This window comes from Enterococcus sp. AAFC-DPL-6103 (assembly GCF_058216595.1).
This window is the reverse complement of the sequence record NZ_JBZADC010000002.1, coordinates 64,400-80,813: the sequence shown is the minus strand read 5'-3', so window position 1 is coordinate 80,813 and position 16,414 is coordinate 64,400. Positions and strand designations below refer to the sequence as shown.

General features: G+C 31.5%; 23 protein-coding genes and 3 pseudogenes. 5 read left to right on the top strand and 21 right to left on the bottom strand.

Features of this window, described 5'->3' with window-relative positions; all coding sequences use genetic code 11:
* Window positions 1–9 precede the first annotated feature (9 nt).
* The 15 genes and pseudogenes from AC4BC3_RS13055 to AC4BC3_RS12985 all read right to left on the bottom strand — a co-directional run bounded on the left by AC4BC3_RS13055 (window position 10) and on the right by AC4BC3_RS12985 (window position 8,124).
* Window positions 10–231 carry a hypothetical protein gene (locus AC4BC3_RS13055; protein WP_490467385.1) on the bottom strand — a complete coding sequence of 74 codons (222 nt, stop codon included), beginning with the start codon at window positions 229–231 and terminating at the stop codon, window positions 10–12.
* Between the two features lie 593 nt (window positions 232–824).
* A complete protein-coding gene (locus AC4BC3_RS13050) occupies window positions 825–1,217 on the bottom strand; it encodes a type III secretion system protein PrgR (RefSeq protein ID WP_490467384.1) in 393 nt (130 codons plus the stop codon).
* 33 nt (window positions 1,218–1,250) lie between these two features.
* Window positions 1,251–1,550: a hypothetical protein gene (locus tag AC4BC3_RS13045; RefSeq protein ID WP_490467383.1), complete on the bottom strand. Its 300-nt coding sequence runs from the start codon at window positions 1,548–1,550 to the stop codon at window positions 1,251–1,253.
* Window positions 1,551–1,597: 47 nt separating this feature from the next.
* Window positions 1,598–1,792, bottom strand: coding sequence for a hypothetical protein (locus tag AC4BC3_RS13040; protein WP_490467382.1), 195 nt, complete (start codon window positions 1,790–1,792; stop codon window positions 1,598–1,600).
* A gap of 12 nt (window positions 1,793–1,804) precedes the next feature.
* Entirely contained in the window at window positions 1,805–1,978 is a 174-nt protein-coding gene (locus AC4BC3_RS13035) for a hypothetical protein (protein ID WP_490467381.1), read from the bottom strand.
* Between the two features lie 78 nt (window positions 1,979–2,056).
* Window positions 2,057–2,323 carry a hypothetical protein gene (locus tag AC4BC3_RS13030; protein ID WP_490467380.1) on the bottom strand — a complete coding sequence of 89 codons (267 nt, stop codon included), beginning with the start codon at window positions 2,321–2,323 and terminating at the stop codon, window positions 2,057–2,059.
* Window positions 2,320–2,793, bottom strand: coding sequence for a hypothetical protein (locus AC4BC3_RS13025; protein WP_490467379.1), 474 nt, complete (start codon window positions 2,791–2,793; stop codon window positions 2,320–2,322). Before AC4BC3_RS13025 ends, AC4BC3_RS13030 begins: the two co-directional genes overlap by 4 nt.
* Entirely contained in the window at window positions 2,790–3,110 is a 321-nt protein-coding gene (locus AC4BC3_RS13020) for a hypothetical protein (RefSeq protein WP_490467378.1), read from the bottom strand. Before AC4BC3_RS13020 ends, AC4BC3_RS13025 begins: the two co-directional genes overlap by 4 nt.
* 84 nt (window positions 3,111–3,194) lie before the next feature.
* Complete coding sequence (locus tag AC4BC3_RS13015) at window positions 3,195–3,389, bottom strand: hypothetical protein (RefSeq protein WP_490467377.1); 195 nt, start codon at window positions 3,387–3,389, stop codon at window positions 3,195–3,197.
* Window positions 3,390–3,476: 87 nt separating this feature from the next.
* Window positions 3,477–3,893: a hypothetical protein gene (locus AC4BC3_RS13010; protein ID WP_490467376.1), complete on the bottom strand. Its 417-nt coding sequence runs from the start codon at window positions 3,891–3,893 to the stop codon at window positions 3,477–3,479.
* Window positions 3,894–4,033: 140 nt separating this feature from the next.
* Window positions 4,034–4,957 carry a replication initiator protein A gene (locus tag AC4BC3_RS13005; protein ID WP_490467375.1) on the bottom strand — a complete coding sequence of 308 codons (924 nt, stop codon included), beginning with the start codon at window positions 4,955–4,957 and terminating at the stop codon, window positions 4,034–4,036.
* Between the two features lie 904 nt (window positions 4,958–5,861).
* A complete protein-coding gene (locus tag AC4BC3_RS13000) occupies window positions 5,862–6,782 on the bottom strand; it encodes a helix-turn-helix domain-containing protein (protein WP_490467374.1) in 921 nt (306 codons plus the stop codon).
* A 136-nt stretch (window positions 6,783–6,918) separates the two neighbouring features.
* Window positions 6,919–7,356: pseudogene (locus tag AC4BC3_RS12995) on the bottom strand (replication initiator protein A); the annotation flags it as partial.
* Between the two features lie 328 nt (window positions 7,357–7,684).
* Window positions 7,685–7,912: a hypothetical protein gene (locus AC4BC3_RS12990; RefSeq protein ID WP_490467373.1), complete on the bottom strand. Its 228-nt coding sequence runs from the start codon at window positions 7,910–7,912 to the stop codon at window positions 7,685–7,687.
* On the bottom strand, window positions 7,909–8,124 hold the full coding sequence (locus AC4BC3_RS12985; RefSeq protein WP_490467372.1) for a hypothetical protein: 216 nt from the start codon (window positions 8,122–8,124) through the stop codon (window positions 7,909–7,911). The genes AC4BC3_RS12990 and AC4BC3_RS12985 overlap by 4 nt, the downstream gene beginning before the upstream one ends.
* A 148-nt stretch (window positions 8,125–8,272) precedes the next feature.
* Between AC4BC3_RS12985 and AC4BC3_RS12980 the strand changes: the two are divergent.
* A pseudogene (locus AC4BC3_RS12980) lies at window positions 8,273–8,631 on the top strand (type II toxin-antitoxin system RelE/ParE family toxin).
* The gene (locus AC4BC3_RS12975) at window positions 8,628–8,900 is read left to right on the top strand and encodes a helix-turn-helix domain-containing protein (RefSeq protein ID WP_490467371.1); all 273 of its coding nucleotides are present in this window, start codon (window positions 8,628–8,630) and stop codon (window positions 8,898–8,900) included. Before AC4BC3_RS12980 ends, AC4BC3_RS12975 begins: the two are co-directional and overlap by 4 nt.
* 115 nt (window positions 8,901–9,015) lie before the next feature.
* On the opposite strand, the gene AC4BC3_RS12970 is transcribed toward AC4BC3_RS12975, so the two are convergent.
* Window positions 9,016–9,219: a DNA helicase UvrA gene (locus AC4BC3_RS12970; RefSeq protein ID WP_490467370.1), complete on the bottom strand. Its 204-nt coding sequence runs from the start codon at window positions 9,217–9,219 to the stop codon at window positions 9,016–9,018.
* 328 nt (window positions 9,220–9,547) lie between these two features.
* Here AC4BC3_RS12970 and AC4BC3_RS12965 point away from each other — a divergent pair, with 328 nt between their 5' ends.
* Window positions 9,548–10,162 carry a recombinase family protein gene (locus AC4BC3_RS12965; RefSeq protein WP_490467369.1) on the top strand — a complete coding sequence of 205 codons (615 nt, stop codon included), beginning with the start codon at window positions 9,548–9,550 and terminating at the stop codon, window positions 10,160–10,162.
* A 23-nt stretch (window positions 10,163–10,185) separates the two neighbouring features.
* On the opposite strand, the gene AC4BC3_RS12960 is transcribed toward AC4BC3_RS12965, so the two are convergent.
* The 3 genes from AC4BC3_RS12960 to AC4BC3_RS12950 form a co-directional block, all read right to left on the bottom strand.
* Window positions 10,186–10,536, bottom strand: a complete 351-nt coding sequence (locus tag AC4BC3_RS12960; protein WP_206910770.1) for a type II toxin-antitoxin system PemK/MazF family toxin — start codon at window positions 10,534–10,536, stop codon at window positions 10,186–10,188.
* Window positions 10,530–10,793, bottom strand: a complete 264-nt coding sequence (locus AC4BC3_RS12955) for an AbrB/MazE/SpoVT family DNA-binding domain-containing protein (RefSeq protein ID WP_206910771.1) — start codon at window positions 10,791–10,793, stop codon at window positions 10,530–10,532. Before AC4BC3_RS12955 ends, AC4BC3_RS12960 begins: the two co-directional genes overlap by 7 nt.
* Window positions 10,794–11,817: 1,024 nt before the next feature.
* On the bottom strand, window positions 11,818–12,297 hold the full coding sequence (locus tag AC4BC3_RS12950) for an RrF2 family transcriptional regulator (protein ID WP_206910772.1): 480 nt from the start codon (window positions 12,295–12,297) through the stop codon (window positions 11,818–11,820).
* Window positions 12,298–12,734: 437 nt separating this feature from the next.
* Between AC4BC3_RS12950 and AC4BC3_RS12945 the strand changes: the two genes are divergently transcribed.
* Window positions 12,735–13,853: a YhgE/Pip domain-containing protein gene (locus AC4BC3_RS12945; RefSeq protein WP_490467368.1), complete on the top strand. Its 1,119-nt coding sequence runs from the start codon at window positions 12,735–12,737 to the stop codon at window positions 13,851–13,853.
* Window positions 13,854–14,240: 387 nt separating this feature from the next.
* Window positions 14,241–14,330, top strand: a pseudogene (locus AC4BC3_RS12940) (helix-turn-helix domain-containing protein); the annotation flags it as partial.
* A gap of 168 nt (window positions 14,331–14,498) precedes the next feature.
* Here the strand turns inward: AC4BC3_RS12940 and AC4BC3_RS12935 are convergent.
* Window positions 14,499–15,287: a hypothetical protein gene (locus AC4BC3_RS12935; RefSeq protein WP_490467367.1), complete on the bottom strand. Its 789-nt coding sequence runs from the start codon at window positions 15,285–15,287 to the stop codon at window positions 14,499–14,501.
* Window positions 15,288–15,484: 197 nt separating this feature from the next.
* Complete coding sequence (locus AC4BC3_RS12930) at window positions 15,485–16,282, bottom strand: hypothetical protein (protein WP_490467366.1); 798 nt, start codon at window positions 16,280–16,282, stop codon at window positions 15,485–15,487.
* Window positions 16,283–16,414: the final 132 nt, after the last annotated feature.

Here is a 16,414-nt window from a genome sequence, read left to right as displayed (position 1 = left end):
TTATAGACACTAGAGATTAGCAATTCTTTCTAAAACCATTTCTATTTTACCTGCCTCATCTTTCACGTAATTACGCTGAATTGCTTTTGGATCTTTTAATCTGCTAATTATTTGAAACTCGGTGATTTTTAAACTCTCTGAACACTCTTTGACACTTAATTTCTTTTTATGATTTTCTTTCATTAGCTCTAAAATCTTCGTTTCCATACTGTTGACTTTTGTCATACTCATCTTTTTTCTTCCTCTCAATTTTTTGATTGTGTTTCTCTATGTCTAACTGATTGCAATTTTGTCATTCTATTTCATCGAAGCATTGATATACTATTCAATTTAGTACATATTTGATCCTTTTGTTTGTTAGCTTTTAAGCTACTTTTTTCTACAGGTTATTTTTTTCGCAAGGTTTCTAGCGTCAGCAACCTCAAACTCTCGAAAAGTAACACGGCTCCCTTAAATCTGATCATCGCACCTGTTCTTTTCTGTGTGTGTCATACCCATCAACATACCGCAAACTTCTACAAGCTCTAGCCGTACTCTTATAGGTGATTTATCCTTACTAAGCCCTTGTTAGACACGCTGATTAACTTAGTAAGTCCTGTAGTTATCCAATTTTCAATGTTCTCCCGAAAACTTCAAATTAGTTGACGTGTATTGTTCAGGGTTCGAAAACTACTTCCTTCACCAGCAACATAAGGCACATTATACTCTATGTTGTTTCGTGTCCGTGTTCTAATTTTGTCTGTTTCTTCGGTAGCTTTTAACCAACTACTAGAATTTGCTAGTAAAAACTAACAAACAAAAGGATCAAGTATTTAACTAAAAATTTAACTGACAACTTTTTTTATATGCTGAATCATATCCTTATTCCAGTTATACAATTCTTTTTGTTCTAACTTTCGATAACTTTTCTCAGATTCTACTAAGAGTAATTTTCGTTTTTTTAATTTGGCAAAATCATGATTTGAAATTTGTAAAGGTAAGTCAGAACAACCTCTGCAAGCAACTGTTTTCCCATCAACATAGATACTTTTTATTTGATCGAAAAATTTTTTAAGCTCGTGATTATTCGTTATTTCTTTAGTGCTTATGACTGTGACTTTCCCAGAATAATCGACGACTATTCTTTTCACTGTTCGATTTGAATATTTAACATGCTGTCGATTGAATAAAACAAATTCACACGTAATTCTTTTTAGATCCACTGGTTTTAACTCCATTTTTGATCATCCTTTCTTTTTCAGATTTCATTATCAATTCTCTTCCAGATACGAAAACTCTTTCCTGTTCAGATCTACATAGTTCTTTCTGGCGTAGTTTCTTACAGTCACTATCGTTTTTTTTATAAATGCAGCTACTTTTCTCGCATCCCCACTGACCAACATTTTTCCTTGATGATAAACAACAATTGTTTTGGCTCTAGGTTCGTCGTTTGTGTTTTTTTTACTCAATTTTTTAGATAGCGTCTGCACAATACGTACAACTTCCTCATTTTCTTGCCAGCCTGGTTGCGTCAAACGAGCAATTTCATCCATTATTTCTTTTTTCGTCATAACAAATACCTGTCTTTCATTAAACTTAGAGATTTTCGATACTGAATTTAAGATATTTTTTCCAAAAATGATTGAATAGAGCCAGTCTCTGGATCGATTTTATACGTTCTTCTCACAAAATTTGCATGCTTTAATTTACTAAGTAGTGCTATTTCACTCATTTTGAAAAATGTAGCACATTCTTTCACAGACATTTTTCTTTTATGTTTTGATTTCATTAAATTAATTATCTTTTCTTCCAAAAAACTCACTCCTTATTTTTTAAATCTGCTTCTTATCAAATAGTCATTGTCAATCAATTCTTCAAGTGTGTTGCACGGATAGATTTTGATATCAGAACGTTTTTGGTGCTCTTTTACTAACCACTCCAATTTTTCAATAGCAGCGTCAGATAGAGCAAATTTTTTCCTATTTTTCTTGGTTGACATCAGGTGTCCCCTCTCTTTCGGCTGGGTGTCCCCCGCTTATTATTCATTTTCTTTCACCTGTAAAGATCACAAAATCTTTCATACTAATCTCTCCGTTTCGTCAGCAATAAAATCAACATTCCCCAAAATTTCTAGTTCGCCATCTGGATACACATCTAGCCAATCATGAGCGCCGTTAAAATCATTAAAAGCATTTAAACCCTTCGTTTTGTGATGATGATTGACACCAAATCCAACTAATAAAATCTCACCTTGTGACGTACGAACAGCGTCATGATATTTGATTATTTTCCCATTTTTGTCTTTTACCTCTTCAACACAATTTTTGTAATTTTCGTAGCTCATTCTGCTTCCTCCTGTTCCAATCCCCATTCTGCGAACGCTACTAGGACTTCAAATTCTTCTCTATCACTTAAATGATTGTAGTGACTAACAATTTCTGTAGGCATTTTTGCAACTGATTTTCTTACTAAATTCATCGGATAGACAGGCTTTTTACCTTTACAAGTATTCTCTTTCAACCACTTCAACACGATTTTCTGGTTGTCGTTGAGTTGTGGTTTCTGACTTACTATTTCATAAATCTTTTCGCAAATATAAGCTTTACGTAGATAAAATTCATCATCCGTACCTTTGATGATATAATCTCCGTAATTTGCTTGTGTAATACCTTCTAAATTTGAAATACATAGATCGTATTCTCTTGTTTCTGTATTAGGAACTAGTTCACCGTTACACCACTCTTTCACTTCTAACAGATTTTCATTAGTTAGCTGCATAGCTTCAACAACCGCTGGTTTCTTTCTATATTTCATCCTTCTACCACCTCCAAAAATGGCTTGATTTTTTGAATACCTTTTAAAAGGCCCTTCATTTTTTCTTTATCTAAATGACTGACAACGTCATAATAAAGATCAGATTCAAGCTTCAAGAGCTGACTTTTTACATAATCTTCATCAAATTCATAATCTGGCGTTATTAACATCATTTCTAATCCATAGCTGTGTTTTCCTAGAATGATACTTGCACCAAATCCATTTTCAAAAATGTATATAATTTGCTCATTAGGATTATCTTTATATCCTCGCTTTTTAAATTCCTCCAACTCTTCAATTAACGGTATTTGTTTCATCCTTTACCTCTTCAACACAATTTTTGTAATTTTCGTAGCTCATTCTGTTTCCTCCTGTTCATCTCTCTCAAAAGTTTCAGCCTATTATTCTAGCTCTCTTGCTCCGTTTAGTTGAATACTATTTTTTTCAATATCAAAGGAGATGGCTTTTAGAGGTTGAAATTCTCCTCTTTGATAGCCTGCGAAATGAGTGACTCCTTCGTAATACTCAGTTGTTGAAACTAAGATTTCAGCATCTGGATTTTGTTGAAAAATACTAATCAATTCTTTTGCCTTCATCATCTCTCCTCCAGATATGAAAATTGTTTACCACTTCTTATAAATGGTTACTTCTAAGTCCTTTAGTAGCCTTGCTGATTATTTGTATTACTTCTGCCATGGTGATTTGCGTTTTTTCAGTTCTTTTTCTCGTTTTCTTCGTAACCGTTCATCTTGTTTTTCAATCATTTCAATCATTTCGTAAGCAGCAAGTTCTGAGGATTGCTTATACTTGTTTTCTCTTTTCAGCCAACTGTTTTCTCTTGTTGCGATTAATAATTTTCCAGGACTTGACCGTTGAGCGATGACTTGATTCTTTTTATCAAAAAGTAATTTTATGCTAGGAAATATTTTATCTACTTTGGCTCTACGAATGATAATTTCAGTTGGGTTCCCATCTTCGTACCAGATCGCATATCTTTCAGCATAGCCTTTAGCTAAATTCCATCTCTGACCATTAAACAGTTGGACTTTCGTTTCAACACTTCTTGGATCTGCAGGTGTCACTATTAATCCAGGCGTCATATTTCATCACTCTTTCTTTTAGTTTGACATTCTCAAATGTTGCATAACTAGCTCTATAGAGTATCTATTAGTTGTTTTATATGTTTTAAAAAATTTAGTATATATTATATTTCCTTTTCCAACTTTACGTAATAAATAATTTAGAGTTCCTCTTCTAACCAGTTAGCTATACTGACTTTCGGAAGGGTATTATCCATAGCCAATTTTCTTGTCGGAACAATTGTATTCATAAACCAATTACGTACGTAAACGTGAATTACATTTTTTATATCTTTCACTTTTTCTGTTTTTTGTAGCATGTATGCTCTGTGTAACGTTGTGTACAATTCAGCTTCTGCATTTATCCCATATGATTCTAGTTCTTCAAATACGATATATTCTCCTATTTTTTGTTGTGCTCTTACTTTTGCATTATGGATTGCTTTGACTGTTTCTTTTGCTTCTTTAATGGAATTGGAAAATTTTTGAATGAGTGTTAGTGCGTTTTCAGGAATAAACGTTCGACCAAACGATTGAATAGTTGTTGAGAAATTACTTAGTAATATTCGTTCGTTTTTTTCTTCTTTGACAGCTGCTGTTTCTTTCTTCTTGTCTTCTATTTGGTTGACGTTATCTTTAGCCGCAGCTCCTTTTTCCGCTTTCTTCTTTGGCTTTTTTTCCAATTTGTTTGGTCTGTTGTACTCATCTTTGTCTGATGAGTCTAACGCCCCCAAATACAGTAAGGATGCTTGAAACTTACTAGTACCATCTTCCATTCTCATCGGAGGTCTACGAACAACCTTCAAAAGTCCATGATCAATCAATTCTTGTTTAATTAGTGAGACTGCACGATTCGCTCTTCCTAAATTTTGCATTAGTTCCTCGTTCGTGTAATAGAAATAAGTGTCCCCAAATTGATCTTTATATCCGTTAGCCTCTGAGCAGTGATGTCTATTCAAAAACAAAGTGTAGGCCATCTTTGCACCTAGCGATAAATCTTTATATTTCTCATTTTTCATCAATCCGATAGGCATTTGATAAAAGCTCTGATTCGTTTCTTCTGTTTTTAACTGGACAAATTTCATTTTTAGGAACTCCTTTATTTTGTAATTGACTAATTAAATATTTTGGTTTATAGGTTGTTCACATGGTGGAGCTTAACAAAAACAAAAAAGAGGGAGAAACATCCACTAGCACTACACTAATGAACGATTCTCCCTCTTTTAATCTACAGTTTCCCTACAAATCCCCACGTAGACACTAAAAATTCCTTTTAGTTTTAAGTTCAATAAATTTGAATGTGAATGGTGGATCAGCATTGAACTTTGCAAGTTTTTCACAAATAAAATTATTAAAAATACTACTAAAATATGTTATAGTATCTTATGTTGCAGGTAAAACTGTAACATTAAAAGGGGCTCATCGGACATAAGAGGTGCTTTCTTATGTTCGAACGACATGGCTTCTATGACCTGAATTCTGGACGGCAATCCTAAATTCGGCGAGAAGTCACTGTCGGCCTCCTTTTCTTGTTAAGTTCCACGATATGAACAACAAAAAAATATTATTTATTTAATTAAAATGATTCTTGTTATTTGTCATTTAATACGCTACCACAGAATCTTTTTTTTGTACAATACTTTTTGTAGCTTTCTTTAGCCACAATTACCAAAAACGCACAAAACCCTTGATATACATGGGTTTATTTTTTTACATAAAACTTGCGAATAAAATTGACAAAGAAGTTGTCATATGGTGAATTCTTGACATCATTTTTACCTCACCTCCGATTGAAAAATTCTTAGAAGTACTTCTGAAATAATTATATCAGAAAAAAAAGCGTTTTTTCTTCATTTGCAGAATACGCAAAAAAAACACGGTTTTCGGACTTTTTTTAATCATGTTTTAATAAAAAGGCTTTTTTTTTTGCAAAATACGCAAAAAGTTTTTCTTGCATTATGTTTGTGAGTGTGTTAGAAAATAGCTTTTTTAATCAGCCGGCATTTTTTCTTGAGCTAATTTTAAATCTTTATCTACGATCATACTTTCTAACTGTGCTTCAATTCCTTTAGCGAATACATCCTCACCTAGATTTTTCAATGCATTGATATACAGTTCTGTCTCCGTAATAATTTTTCTATCTAATTTTTTTGAAAGAGCTAAAAAGTTTTCATTTATTTTTGTATTTAAGCCGAATCGTAAATTAGGAAAACAATTAAGATAAGCGGTTAATTCGTTTAATGAATCTTTAGCTAGATCTAAATCACCATGATCAATAAATTCATCAAAAGAATTTGAAATAAATTCTCTAACAGCTGCTCTATCATCAGCACTTATCCCAAATATATAATCATATTGTAATGGAACCACCTTTTGATAGATTTCTTTCAAGAAATCATAAGGTACTTCTCTCGCAGTGCCTGCAAGAATATATAATTCTGTGGCTGTTACCAACTCACCATTTCCAACATTTTTGACGATAAATTCAATACAATCATCTGGTAATCCACTAAACGCTCTTTTCTCCAATTTGGGAATAATAAAGTTTTCAACCCGCACATATTGTAAAAAAGTACTTAAATTAGCAAAGCGTTTTTCTTTGTAGTAATTCACCATTTCTTTTGCATCAGTTTCATCACCATCTGGTAATGATTTAATATATTTTCGGTATTTAAGCAGCATTTTCTCTTCTTCAGTATTCTTATTCAAAAAATAGCTAAATTCAGACATAGTAATCCCACAATAATCACAGAACAGACTAATTTCTCTAAAATCAGGAATGGATTTCCCATTTAGTATTCTAGACAATCTCGAAGAAGAAAAAATATTCTCAGCTACAAATTCTTTTCCAGAGATATTTTTTATAGTCATCACACGCTTACATGCTAATCCAATATTCTTAGAATCCATAGTCAAAAACTCCTTTTTAAACAACTTTGTTTACAATGACATCCTAACATTACATCCTGCATCATTATGTGCAAAAAGTGGAACTTAAACTTGCTAATTGTGTTAATAAAATGAATTTGTGACTGAACTATTTTAGTCACTCTTCTAGCCAGTTAGTCATCAAGACTGTATCTCCGTTTTTTTGTGTATCTTGCTGTTTTTTGGCAGCAATCGGATGTTCAATAAACCAGTTTTTTACATAAACAAAAATTAGATTTTGGATATTTTGAACTTTCTCTGTTCGTTGTTTTTGATAAGCTTTTAGTAACGTTGTGTATAGAGCTTGTTCTGCATTTATGCCGTAACTATCGATTTCCTCGAATACAACAATCGTATTCATTTCTTTTTCAGCTTTTGCTTTTGCATTGTGTATGGTTTACACTGTTTGTTGTGCTTCTTCGTAACTAGAATAAAAAGTTTTAATTAAGCCTAATACACGTTCAGGAACGAATGTTCCAGTGCTCGATTCCTGCATGATGGGTTCAAACTCATTGAGCAACAATTGATATTGTAGCTGGTCTTTTTCAGTGTCTATTAGTGTCTAAAACGGCCAACAATAAAAGTATAAGTTAAATATTAATCTATAAAAACGTTGAAATATAAGCAAAACAAAAAGTATAAACTATACTTTTTGTCAAAGGTATAAGTTATACTTTTAATCACTAATGTATAACTTATACCTTAATGATTTGGTAAAAAAATTTTTTAATCTATTTGTGTCTTTAATTTTCGCTGCTGATTTGAAGTAAATTGATCGTATTCATTTTCTAGTATCAATAATTTTTCATAGACATTAGACATGTTTAAGCTCGCTGCAAGTCCTAAGTCATAAATGAAACCTATGAAATAATCGAGCTATCTTCTTATTCTAAATAAATGGAAGAATAATACTCCTTAGAAATAGGAACTGCCTTACTTAATTCTGAAATCTGTCTCCCTAATAATCGACAACTAGTTTCCTGGGCGAACGTATAAACCAAATATTCTGAACCATCTTTGAACAAGAGAGAATAGACTTGATACACTTTTTTTGGCTTCGCTTTTTCCTTTTTGGGGACTGCGGCCAACTGTTGAATCACTGGTTGTTTCACTTCGTGTGTTTTTCATACTGCATTAATTTTTTTACAGTAGGCTGTAGCTTATCTTGGATTTCTTGATACTTTTCACAGTATAGACAATAACGATCCTTACCAATCGGATGAAACAAATCCGGATCAGACATATGTTTCTTTTTTATTTCTTGCAATTTCTCCTCGTAAAAATATTTCATTGTCAGCATTTGTTTGTACTCTGATCGATTCAATTCTTTTACTCCTTTTGTATATTATCTACACATAATAAATTTTTCTTCAAATAGCTTTCTATTTATTCTATCACACATCAATTCCCTTTATTTTCATTAAAAGGAATATTTATTTGCTTTATGATAGCAAATAAGCTATCACAAAAGTATGGATAAACCACAATTTGATTACGTTAAACGGAAAGACGGAACAAGCGAATTTGAAGATTTTTTGAACCCTATACCTGAAAAGGATTCTTCTAAATTATTAGCAATAATTGAAATAACAGAAGAAAAAGGATTGCTCATTGCTCAAAGAATGGAGTGGGTAAAAAATTAGATAATGATTTGTATGAATTACGTTCTAAAGTAGGAAAAAATATTCAACGAGCAATATATTTTCAAAAAATCGACAATGAATTTCTTATCACACATGGTTTTACTAAGAAAACTCAAAAGACCCCACAAAAAGAAATAAACCATGCAAAAAGTGTTAGAGAAAAATATTTGAAGGGAGAATTAATATGAGCATTAAAGATCTAATTGAAAAGAAAAAAGCGGAAAGTCCGACTTTTGCTCAAGAGTTTGAAGCAGAAAAACAGCGCTTAGAAATTGCAGTAGCAGTTACTGAATTAAGAAGCGAACTAGGGGTTTCCCAACGAGAATTTGCTGAAAAAGTTGGGAAACCGCAGAGTACGATTGCACGCATAGAGAATGGAAGCATGAATCCAAGTATAAAAATTTTATATGAAATTGCTGAAAAAGTTGGTAAGGAATTGCATGTAGAATTTAAATAATGACTATCCGTCAGGTTTAAACTGACGGAGTTTTTTTTTACTTATTTTACGTATTTGCAACGAGGATCTTTACTAAACAGAAAAAAAGCCAGACAATTGTCTGACTATAATAAACCTACATATTTTTTTCATTTAGCAATTGGAAGTCTTGATCAATGAATTGATAACAATTCCCACAATTTTTACAATGGTATTGTTTCGTTTGAATATTTTTCTGGATCAGCTCACCACAAGTACAATCGATCGATACAGCCGTTCTTCGTTCTAATCCATATAATGGGCGTCCCCAGAAAGTATAGCCTAATTGTTGTTCTTTCATTTGCTTCGTTCCTCCTTAAAAATATGTCTATTCGTATTTGATATAACGCTTCGTTCGATCAAAATGATACATCGTAAGGAGTGAACCTGACCTTAGAATGCTCGTATGAACATCGGCTTTTTGTTGTTATTCCTTTTTACTATAATATATCTTCATTTAGAGATTCCAATGCTGATTATTTTAGAAAAATCCCTATATCTTGTATTGTACCAAACTATGGTAATTTTAAGTGCACCCTAAATAGACATTATCCGATCATTGAAAAATCTAGTTTTCCAGTGTATGATTAGGGCGTATTTTAAATGGTCCAGGAAAGTGGGTAAAAATTTTGAAAATTGCTTATATTCGAGTTTCATCTATCGATCAAAATGAACAACGCCAAATTGAAGAAATGAAAAAGTTTGGTGCAGAAAAAATTTTCATTGAGAAACAATCTGGAGCAACGATTTCTCACCGACCCATTTTCCAGGAAACCTTAGACTTTGTCCGTGAACAGGATATTTTTATTGTGGAAGCCATCGATCGACTTGGACGTAATTATGACGAGATCATTGCTTCAGTTAATTATCTAAAGAAGAAAAATGTGCAGCTAATTATCACGAGTTTACCAATCATGGCTGAAGCCATTGGCAATCCTCTTCTGGATAAATTCATTAAAGATTTAATCATTCAAATTTTGGCCATGATCGCTGAACAAGAACGCACTGAATCTAAACGACGCCAGGCACAAGGAATTAAGATTGCAAAAGCCAACGGTGTTTACAAGGGACGTCCGAAACTTTATAGCGCAAACACAAAAAATCCTCAACGACGTTTAGTTTATGAAAACATCGTTAAGGATTTAAATGAAGGAATTGCTATTTCAAAGATTGCGAAAGACTACAATGTGACGAGACAAACCGTATATAGAATAAAAAAGGACAGCATGATCAACGACGGATAGTTGGTCATGCTGTTGTTTCTATTTTATTTACTTACTTTTTGAAATACTGTTCTAACTTTCATCAATAACTCCTCAACCAAACTATCATGTGCTTTTTCCAAGAAAATACAATCTCTGGCTTCATAATCAATTGTCGTTAATTGATCTAATAATACTTTTCCTGTTGTCTTCATTTCATATTTTGAATTAATATTTACATATAACGGATAGTTTCTAGTTGTACTAGAAATAGGAGCAACTGTAACAACATTACTATAATCTGCAATAATATCATGACTTAAAACAATATAAGGTCTTTTTCCTGTTTGTTCGTGTCCAGATCGAGGTGCTGTATTCAATAATAGAATATCGCCTTGTCTAGGCTTTCTCACCATTTTTCATTACCTACTGCTTCACCTAAGTTTTGAATCGTCACATGATTTCTTTCATCAGTATAATCTTCAAATAACTGCTCAATTGTTAACTCATTTTCTAAATTAGCAGCCTCGATGATTAGACGCTTTTGACCGTTTACTTCTTCTTGTATTATCTTCACTTTGTCTTCTGTATGAATTCCAAGATATTCCATAATATACTTTGGCAATCTAAGACCATTGCTATTTCCCCATTTTTTTATAGGTAGCATTTCCATATTAGACACCTCTTTCTGTATATACATAGTATAACATATCCAAGAAAGAATGTATATACATAATTATCCTTTCCTATTAAATTAGATTAACATCCTATGAATTTTTGAACCAACAGAAACCTTACTTTATCTTTTATTTCTCTTGCTCAACTTCAATGTCCTTTTCTAAATTAAGTTTTTCAGCAGATAAACAGAACGGACAAAAAAGCATATCCTGTTGGGCTTTTCTATTTTTTTACACCATCTCTTTAAATTTTTTCTAATGTGGGAAAACTCAATCTAGTTTATGCAAAGAATATGGGGGTTCACAAACAGCCATCTCACGATGGATCAAACTCTATTCTAGAGTTGAAATGGAATCGGGAGAGCTTCTTACTGCCAAGCAAGTGAGGGAACTCCAAAAACAAAAGGCTGCTTTAGAAGAGGAGAGCCTTATCTAAAAAAAAGCGATTGCCATATTCACGCCACACTCCACCAACGACAAAAGGCTATTTCCTTACTTCAATCAGAACACACAATTTCTAAATTATGTCGTGTGCTAAAAGTCAATCGTAGTAGGCTTTATAAATAAACAACAGAAAATCTTCCGCACGCTTTCTTGAAAATTAAGAATTAAAACGCCATACATTCTCTTCATTAGAAGAGGTAAAACTTGCTCGTTTTAGATATATCGAAGTTTTTTATAATCCTAGAAGACCTCATTCAGCAATTGATATGCTTTCTCCAAATTTAAAAGAAGAACTACACTGAAAATCTCTTTTTTTCTGTCTACTTTATTGACATCTATCCACTAATTGCTTAAAAGATTCAAGGTTAGTACTAGCACTTTGTTTTTCTTTACGTTCCATAATAGCGTCATATACTAGTGCATACCCCCTTCTAGCCAAACATTCTGTTCCGCTTTTTCTCTTTTCTTGTATTAATGGATACATAATAGCACTAATTATTGCTACTATTTTAGAAACTACTACAATCTATTGAGCAATATTACCAATGTTCATGCAATGATCCTCCTTTAATATTTTTAATTATTCTTCAGAAACAATGGCCAGTCAATTATCAATAATTCTCCTTTAGAATTTTTGGGTACAATTTCTTCAATTGAATGTTCTTTTAATACAGAAAGATAACTATTTTCTGCTTCTTTTAAAATATCTAATGTTAGATTACCATACTTATCTACAAGTTTATCAGATAAAAACATTGTATGTATAACATCAGTTTTGACATTATTTAAAAAACTATCTGAATTTTCAACTGCTTTAAAGACATCATAGAATGTGATATCTCTTACTGACTTATTTAAAGAATAGCCACCTGTTTTTGATGCTTCAGATTGAATAATACCAGCATTATTCAACTTTTTAGCAATTTTCTGTAAATATGTGTGGGAAACTCCCATTCGCTGACTTATTTCAGAAGATTTTAAATAAGATTTTTCCGGTAATTCAGCTAGCATTACAAGAATAGCAACAGATTGGATAAATGAATTACTTAATTTCAAACAATTACACCCTTTCTAAAATCTATTGACTTTTAATGTCTACAGTCGCACAACTAATATAGACTATATTAGTTATTCTTTCAATATAAATGGATTAAAAATTTGTCTTTTATAAAAAAATAGAGAAAAAATAGAGAAAAACTAGAGTAAGTAGAACCTAGATTTTTCTCTATCTTTATAGATATTTAACTATTTTAATTCCTCATATCCTTTCATATAATTTCTTACTTATTTTTTAAATTCTATTATTCTTAAAATGATAAGTTAGAACTACCTGACAATAAAATCCTTTAATCTATCAACTTCTACAATTTTTTTCTTTGTTTCTATCATTTTAAATTTTTAAAAATTTCCAATTTATAAAATTCGCATTTTCTGTTGACAAATAAAATCTATAGATTTATTATATCCGTAGTCAAAAGACATCTGCGGTTTGTGTGGGTTATAAAAATAAAGAGGTGTTTATTATAAAAAAGAAAATTGTTTTAGGATTCGTATTAATATTCTTATCCCTTATTCCAATGATTTATTCTGGATTGTTTTTAGGTGCATCATTAGATCCATATGGTAATATGGATCAGTTACCAGTAGCTATAGTCCATTCCGAAAAAAATATAATTCAAGAAAAATTATTTGAAGAAAAATTATTTGATCTAAAAGAAGAAACAAGCATGGATAGCGCGATGGAGAAGTTAAGAGATGGAAAAGTATATGCCATTATAAGTTTTGGTGAAGATTTTCAAGGTAAAATTACAACTTTTCCAAAGCTAAAAGAAAACGCTGAAATACAATTGATAACTTCTGAAGGACTTAATTCCTTTTCTTCAAAAGTCATCACTAGTACAATGAACCAATTTGTACAACATGTTAATGCAGAACTATCTTCTAAAATTATTGACAAAATGCAAGGCATGAATATTCCAGATTCAACTGGTTCTATCGTTAAATTACAGGTCAAAAATATTCATCCAGTAAAAAATAATGGTGAAGTAATGGCTCCATATCTATTTTCGTTAACACTTTTTGTTGCTGGGATATTTGTCAACCAATTTACAATGCGTAATTTTAAGAAAAAAGGAGAAAAATTTACAACGTACTGGACAAAACAATATGTTTTTCCTGTGATAATTGGCTTAGTTCAAGTACTTTTATTACTAAGTGGGAATTTCTTATTTATCCATATTCCAGTTAACTCACTCTATCAATTAATGGCTTTCTTATTTTTAACTTCTGCAACATTCTTGAGTATAATTGTAGGATTTAATAAATTGATTCCAGGAATTGGATCTTTAATTGTTTTAATTTTAACTATGTTCCAAACGTCAGCTGCAGCTGGCGTTTATCCTATTCTCTTAACCAATAGTCTATTTGAAAAAATTAATGCTTGTATTCCAATGACCTATACAATAAGAGGATTGAGAAGTATTATCAGTTTGGAAAGCATTAATTTAGCAGAAAATGTTTACGTATTAATCGGTTTCTTAATTTTTGGCCAATTCTTAATTTTACTTTCCTATTTAATACATGAACGACGCTTCAAAAAAACATCAAACTAAACAATAAAGGTGGGAGATAATAATGAGAATCTATAAAATTGATGCCGCTAAAAAAAGAAGGCGGAGATTAGAGAAAAAATTGACATGCTTCCATATCCGACGTATTCTACTCGAACAAGTATATTTTTCGTTTCATAACCATTTTCTTTTAAATATTTTTTGACTGTATTTGCGGTTGTTTTCATTTTCAATGTCTCTCCTTGTTTTTGATTTTGCCAAGTTCATTTCAGCAAGCGATTTGTGGGTGGCGAAAAAATTTGATTTTAAAAAATGTTACTGGTTTATTGTTTAGATTTCTCCTTTTTATTGTTTGAACTTGGATCATTTCGAGCTGAGCTGATAGCGGTTTGGCGTACTTATGATTTTCACCTGAAGCAGACATAAAAAGGTGTTGCGATTGCTAAAATTGCGAAAGACCATGACATTACAAGACAAACCGTATATAGAATAAAAAAAGATAGCATGACCAACGATTAACCATTAGTCATGCTTCTTTTATTATCTTCTCATCTTTAATTTCCTACATACAATTAATATCTATAGAGTTAAATCTTACTCAGAACAGATAAATTTCTCCTATTCCGTATACTATTGATATAATGAAATTTCTCATACTTAATTCAACTGATCTAAATTTTCTTTAGATTAAGAAACAGATAATTCTTTTTCTTTTGTATTACTAAAAGTTGTTAACATTTTTTTGACTTGAGAAATTTGATCTAAAAATTCCTGTTTGTTTTCCTTTGACTGCATTACTTTATTTAACGGTGCCATTACTTGTGCTACCAAAACAGATTCATTGTAACTTCCCTTAGCAGCTTCCATTTGATAAAATGTAATTCTTATCGCATTATTATCATCACCCATTTCTATACCAATATGCCAATTCTCTCCTTTGATTTGGGTCATCCCAGTTTGAACAAATCTAGCACCATCATTTGCTAAAATATCATCCAAATCATCTTCCGATAATCTTTCACCATCCAAATTAGCAACATCTCCTGTATAGGTAGGTAACATATATACTTCCACGTAAGACTTCAAGTCATTTCTACCAATAATTTCCCAAACAGCATCTTTTTCTTTATCCTCAGTAAGAGAGTTTTCCAACACCCAGAAACCTCCTGTTCTATATGTCTTATAACCCACTAACTCTTTTTCCCCATCCAGACCTACTAATTTTTTTACACCATTATCGGAAGTTCTAAGCTCTTGCTCACTAGAATATTTATTCCACATTCTTTCGTCTGCATCAACAGCCACTTCTTCGATACTATTTAATAACTCTTTTTGATTTTTTACGGTGTTATATTTTACTTCTTTGTTTTCTGTAGAAGAGCCTCTCTTATTTTCCATTGTATTTGTCGAGTTTTTAGTACATCCTGAGAAAACAATACTTCCAATTAAAACAGTTACAACTAAAAATTTTTTCATCTGTTACTCCATTCTTTGACCACTTTAATGAAAGGTATTTTTCTTTATAATGACTCTGAATCCTGATAACCTTGAGAATTCAGAATTCCTACATAGTCATAGGCAACATTATCTAGTAACGTCCGATAATTGTCAGAGAATGATCCCCCCATTTAATAGTACCATTGTGCCTATAGCTAACCATTCATTCTTTACTTTCATCTTTTAGTTTCCTTACTATACATTAAATTTTTGAAAAAATTGATTATCACTAAAATTATCCAAACTGAGATAAAAATCATTACTATTATCGGTTTAATAAAAGCGACTCCAATTATTAATAAAACTCCAATTAAAATCCATAAACTCGCCTCTATTTTTAAAGGGCGATTATTTACAGGTAACATATCTATATGAGTCTTTGTTAAATTTTTCCGTCCAGAAAATGAATAAAAGAATGAATTCTTAGCCGATAAAATTCCCAGATCTAAAAAGTCAGGACTTAAAGACATGTAATTTATAAAAAACAGTGCTACTATTTCATCAACGCTTTGATTATCTATCGTATATAAATTCAATTGAAAGTTCCCATTTATTTGAGTATTGGACTGGCAAAAAACAGCAACTGGGTTATTGTTTTTCATTATCGGATAAATATATCCTTTGATACCTGATGGAACACTGCTTAAACTATAAAAATTTTCATTATTTTGAAAGTAAGCTACCCATTGCTTCATCAAAAATAAATTATTTATTGAATTTTTTAGAATAAATTGATTATTTGAATCATCAATATCTTGGGCATAAATTTTTTTATTTTCTGAAAATATTTTTGGTGTATTAAATACTCTAAATTTCTGCTCATTCAATTCCAATTCATAATAATTTTTCTCATTTTTCGTTGCTTCTATCACTATTTTCCAATTATCAATAGAACTTTCAGTACCTATACTTTTTAATATTTGGAAATCTTTAATATCTCCATTAGTTGTAAGGTTTACCTGTGTAATTTTCATAACTTCCCCTCCGATAGAAAGCCCGAGCAAAATGGCCCTAAATTAAATTTTACTTCTGTCTTATCAGTGGTTACGCCAAGCTTTAGCCAAAGTCGCAACCCCTGTAACTGAAGCTCACTTTGCTTATCTCCC

Excerpts from the sequence above, each read along its gene's own strand:
- AC4BC3_RS13055 (WP_490467385.1), bottom strand. The coding sequence starts at position 231 with ATGAGTATGACAAAAGTCAACAGTATGGAAACGAAGATTTTAGAGCTA.
- AC4BC3_RS13050 (WP_490467384.1), bottom strand. The coding sequence starts at position 1,217 with ATGGAGTTAAAACCAGTGGATCTAAAAAGAATTACGTGTGAATTTGTT.
- AC4BC3_RS13045 (WP_490467383.1), bottom strand. The coding sequence starts at position 1,550 with ATGACGAAAAAAGAAATAATGGATGAAATTGCTCGTTTGACGCAACCA.
- AC4BC3_RS13035 (WP_490467381.1), bottom strand. The coding sequence starts at position 1,978 with ATGTCAACCAAGAAAAATAGGAAAAAATTTGCTCTATCTGACGCTGCT.
- AC4BC3_RS13030 (WP_490467380.1), bottom strand. The coding sequence starts at position 2,323 with ATGAGCTACGAAAATTACAAAAATTGTGTTGAAGAGGTAAAAGACAAA.
- AC4BC3_RS13025 (WP_490467379.1), bottom strand. The coding sequence starts at position 2,793 with ATGAAATATAGAAAGAAACCAGCGGTTGTTGAAGCTATGCAGCTAACT.
- AC4BC3_RS13020 (WP_490467378.1), bottom strand. The coding sequence starts at position 3,110 with ATGAAACAAATACCGTTAATTGAAGAGTTGGAGGAATTTAAAAAGCGA.
- AC4BC3_RS13015 (WP_490467377.1), bottom strand. The coding sequence starts at position 3,389 with ATGAAGGCAAAAGAATTGATTAGTATTTTTCAACAAAATCCAGATGCT.
- AC4BC3_RS13010 (WP_490467376.1), bottom strand. The coding sequence starts at position 3,893 with ATGACGCCTGGATTAATAGTGACACCTGCAGATCCAAGAAGTGTTGAA.
- AC4BC3_RS13005 (WP_490467375.1), bottom strand. The coding sequence starts at position 4,957 with ATGAAATTTGTCCAGTTAAAAACAGAAGAAACGAATCAGAGCTTTTAT.
- AC4BC3_RS13000 (WP_490467374.1), bottom strand. The coding sequence starts at position 6,782 with ATGGATTCTAAGAATATTGGATTAGCATGTAAGCGTGTGATGACTATA.
- AC4BC3_RS12975 (WP_490467371.1), top strand. The coding sequence starts at position 8,628 with ATGAGCATTAAAGATCTAATTGAAAAGAAAAAAGCGGAAAGTCCGACT.
- AC4BC3_RS12970 (WP_490467370.1), bottom strand. The coding sequence starts at position 9,219 with ATGAAAGAACAACAATTAGGCTATACTTTCTGGGGACGCCCATTATAT.
- AC4BC3_RS12960 (WP_206910770.1), bottom strand. The coding sequence starts at position 10,536 with ATGGTGAGAAAGCCTAGACAAGGCGATATTCTATTATTGAATACAGCA.
- AC4BC3_RS12955 (WP_206910771.1), bottom strand. The coding sequence starts at position 10,793 with ATGGAAATGCTACCTATAAAAAAATGGGGAAATAGCAATGGTCTTAGA.
- AC4BC3_RS12935 (WP_490467367.1), bottom strand. The coding sequence starts at position 15,287 with ATGAAAAAATTTTTAGTTGTAACTGTTTTAATTGGAAGTATTGTTTTC.
- AC4BC3_RS12930 (WP_490467366.1), bottom strand. The coding sequence starts at position 16,282 with ATGAAAATTACACAGGTAAACCTTACAACTAATGGAGATATTAAAGAT.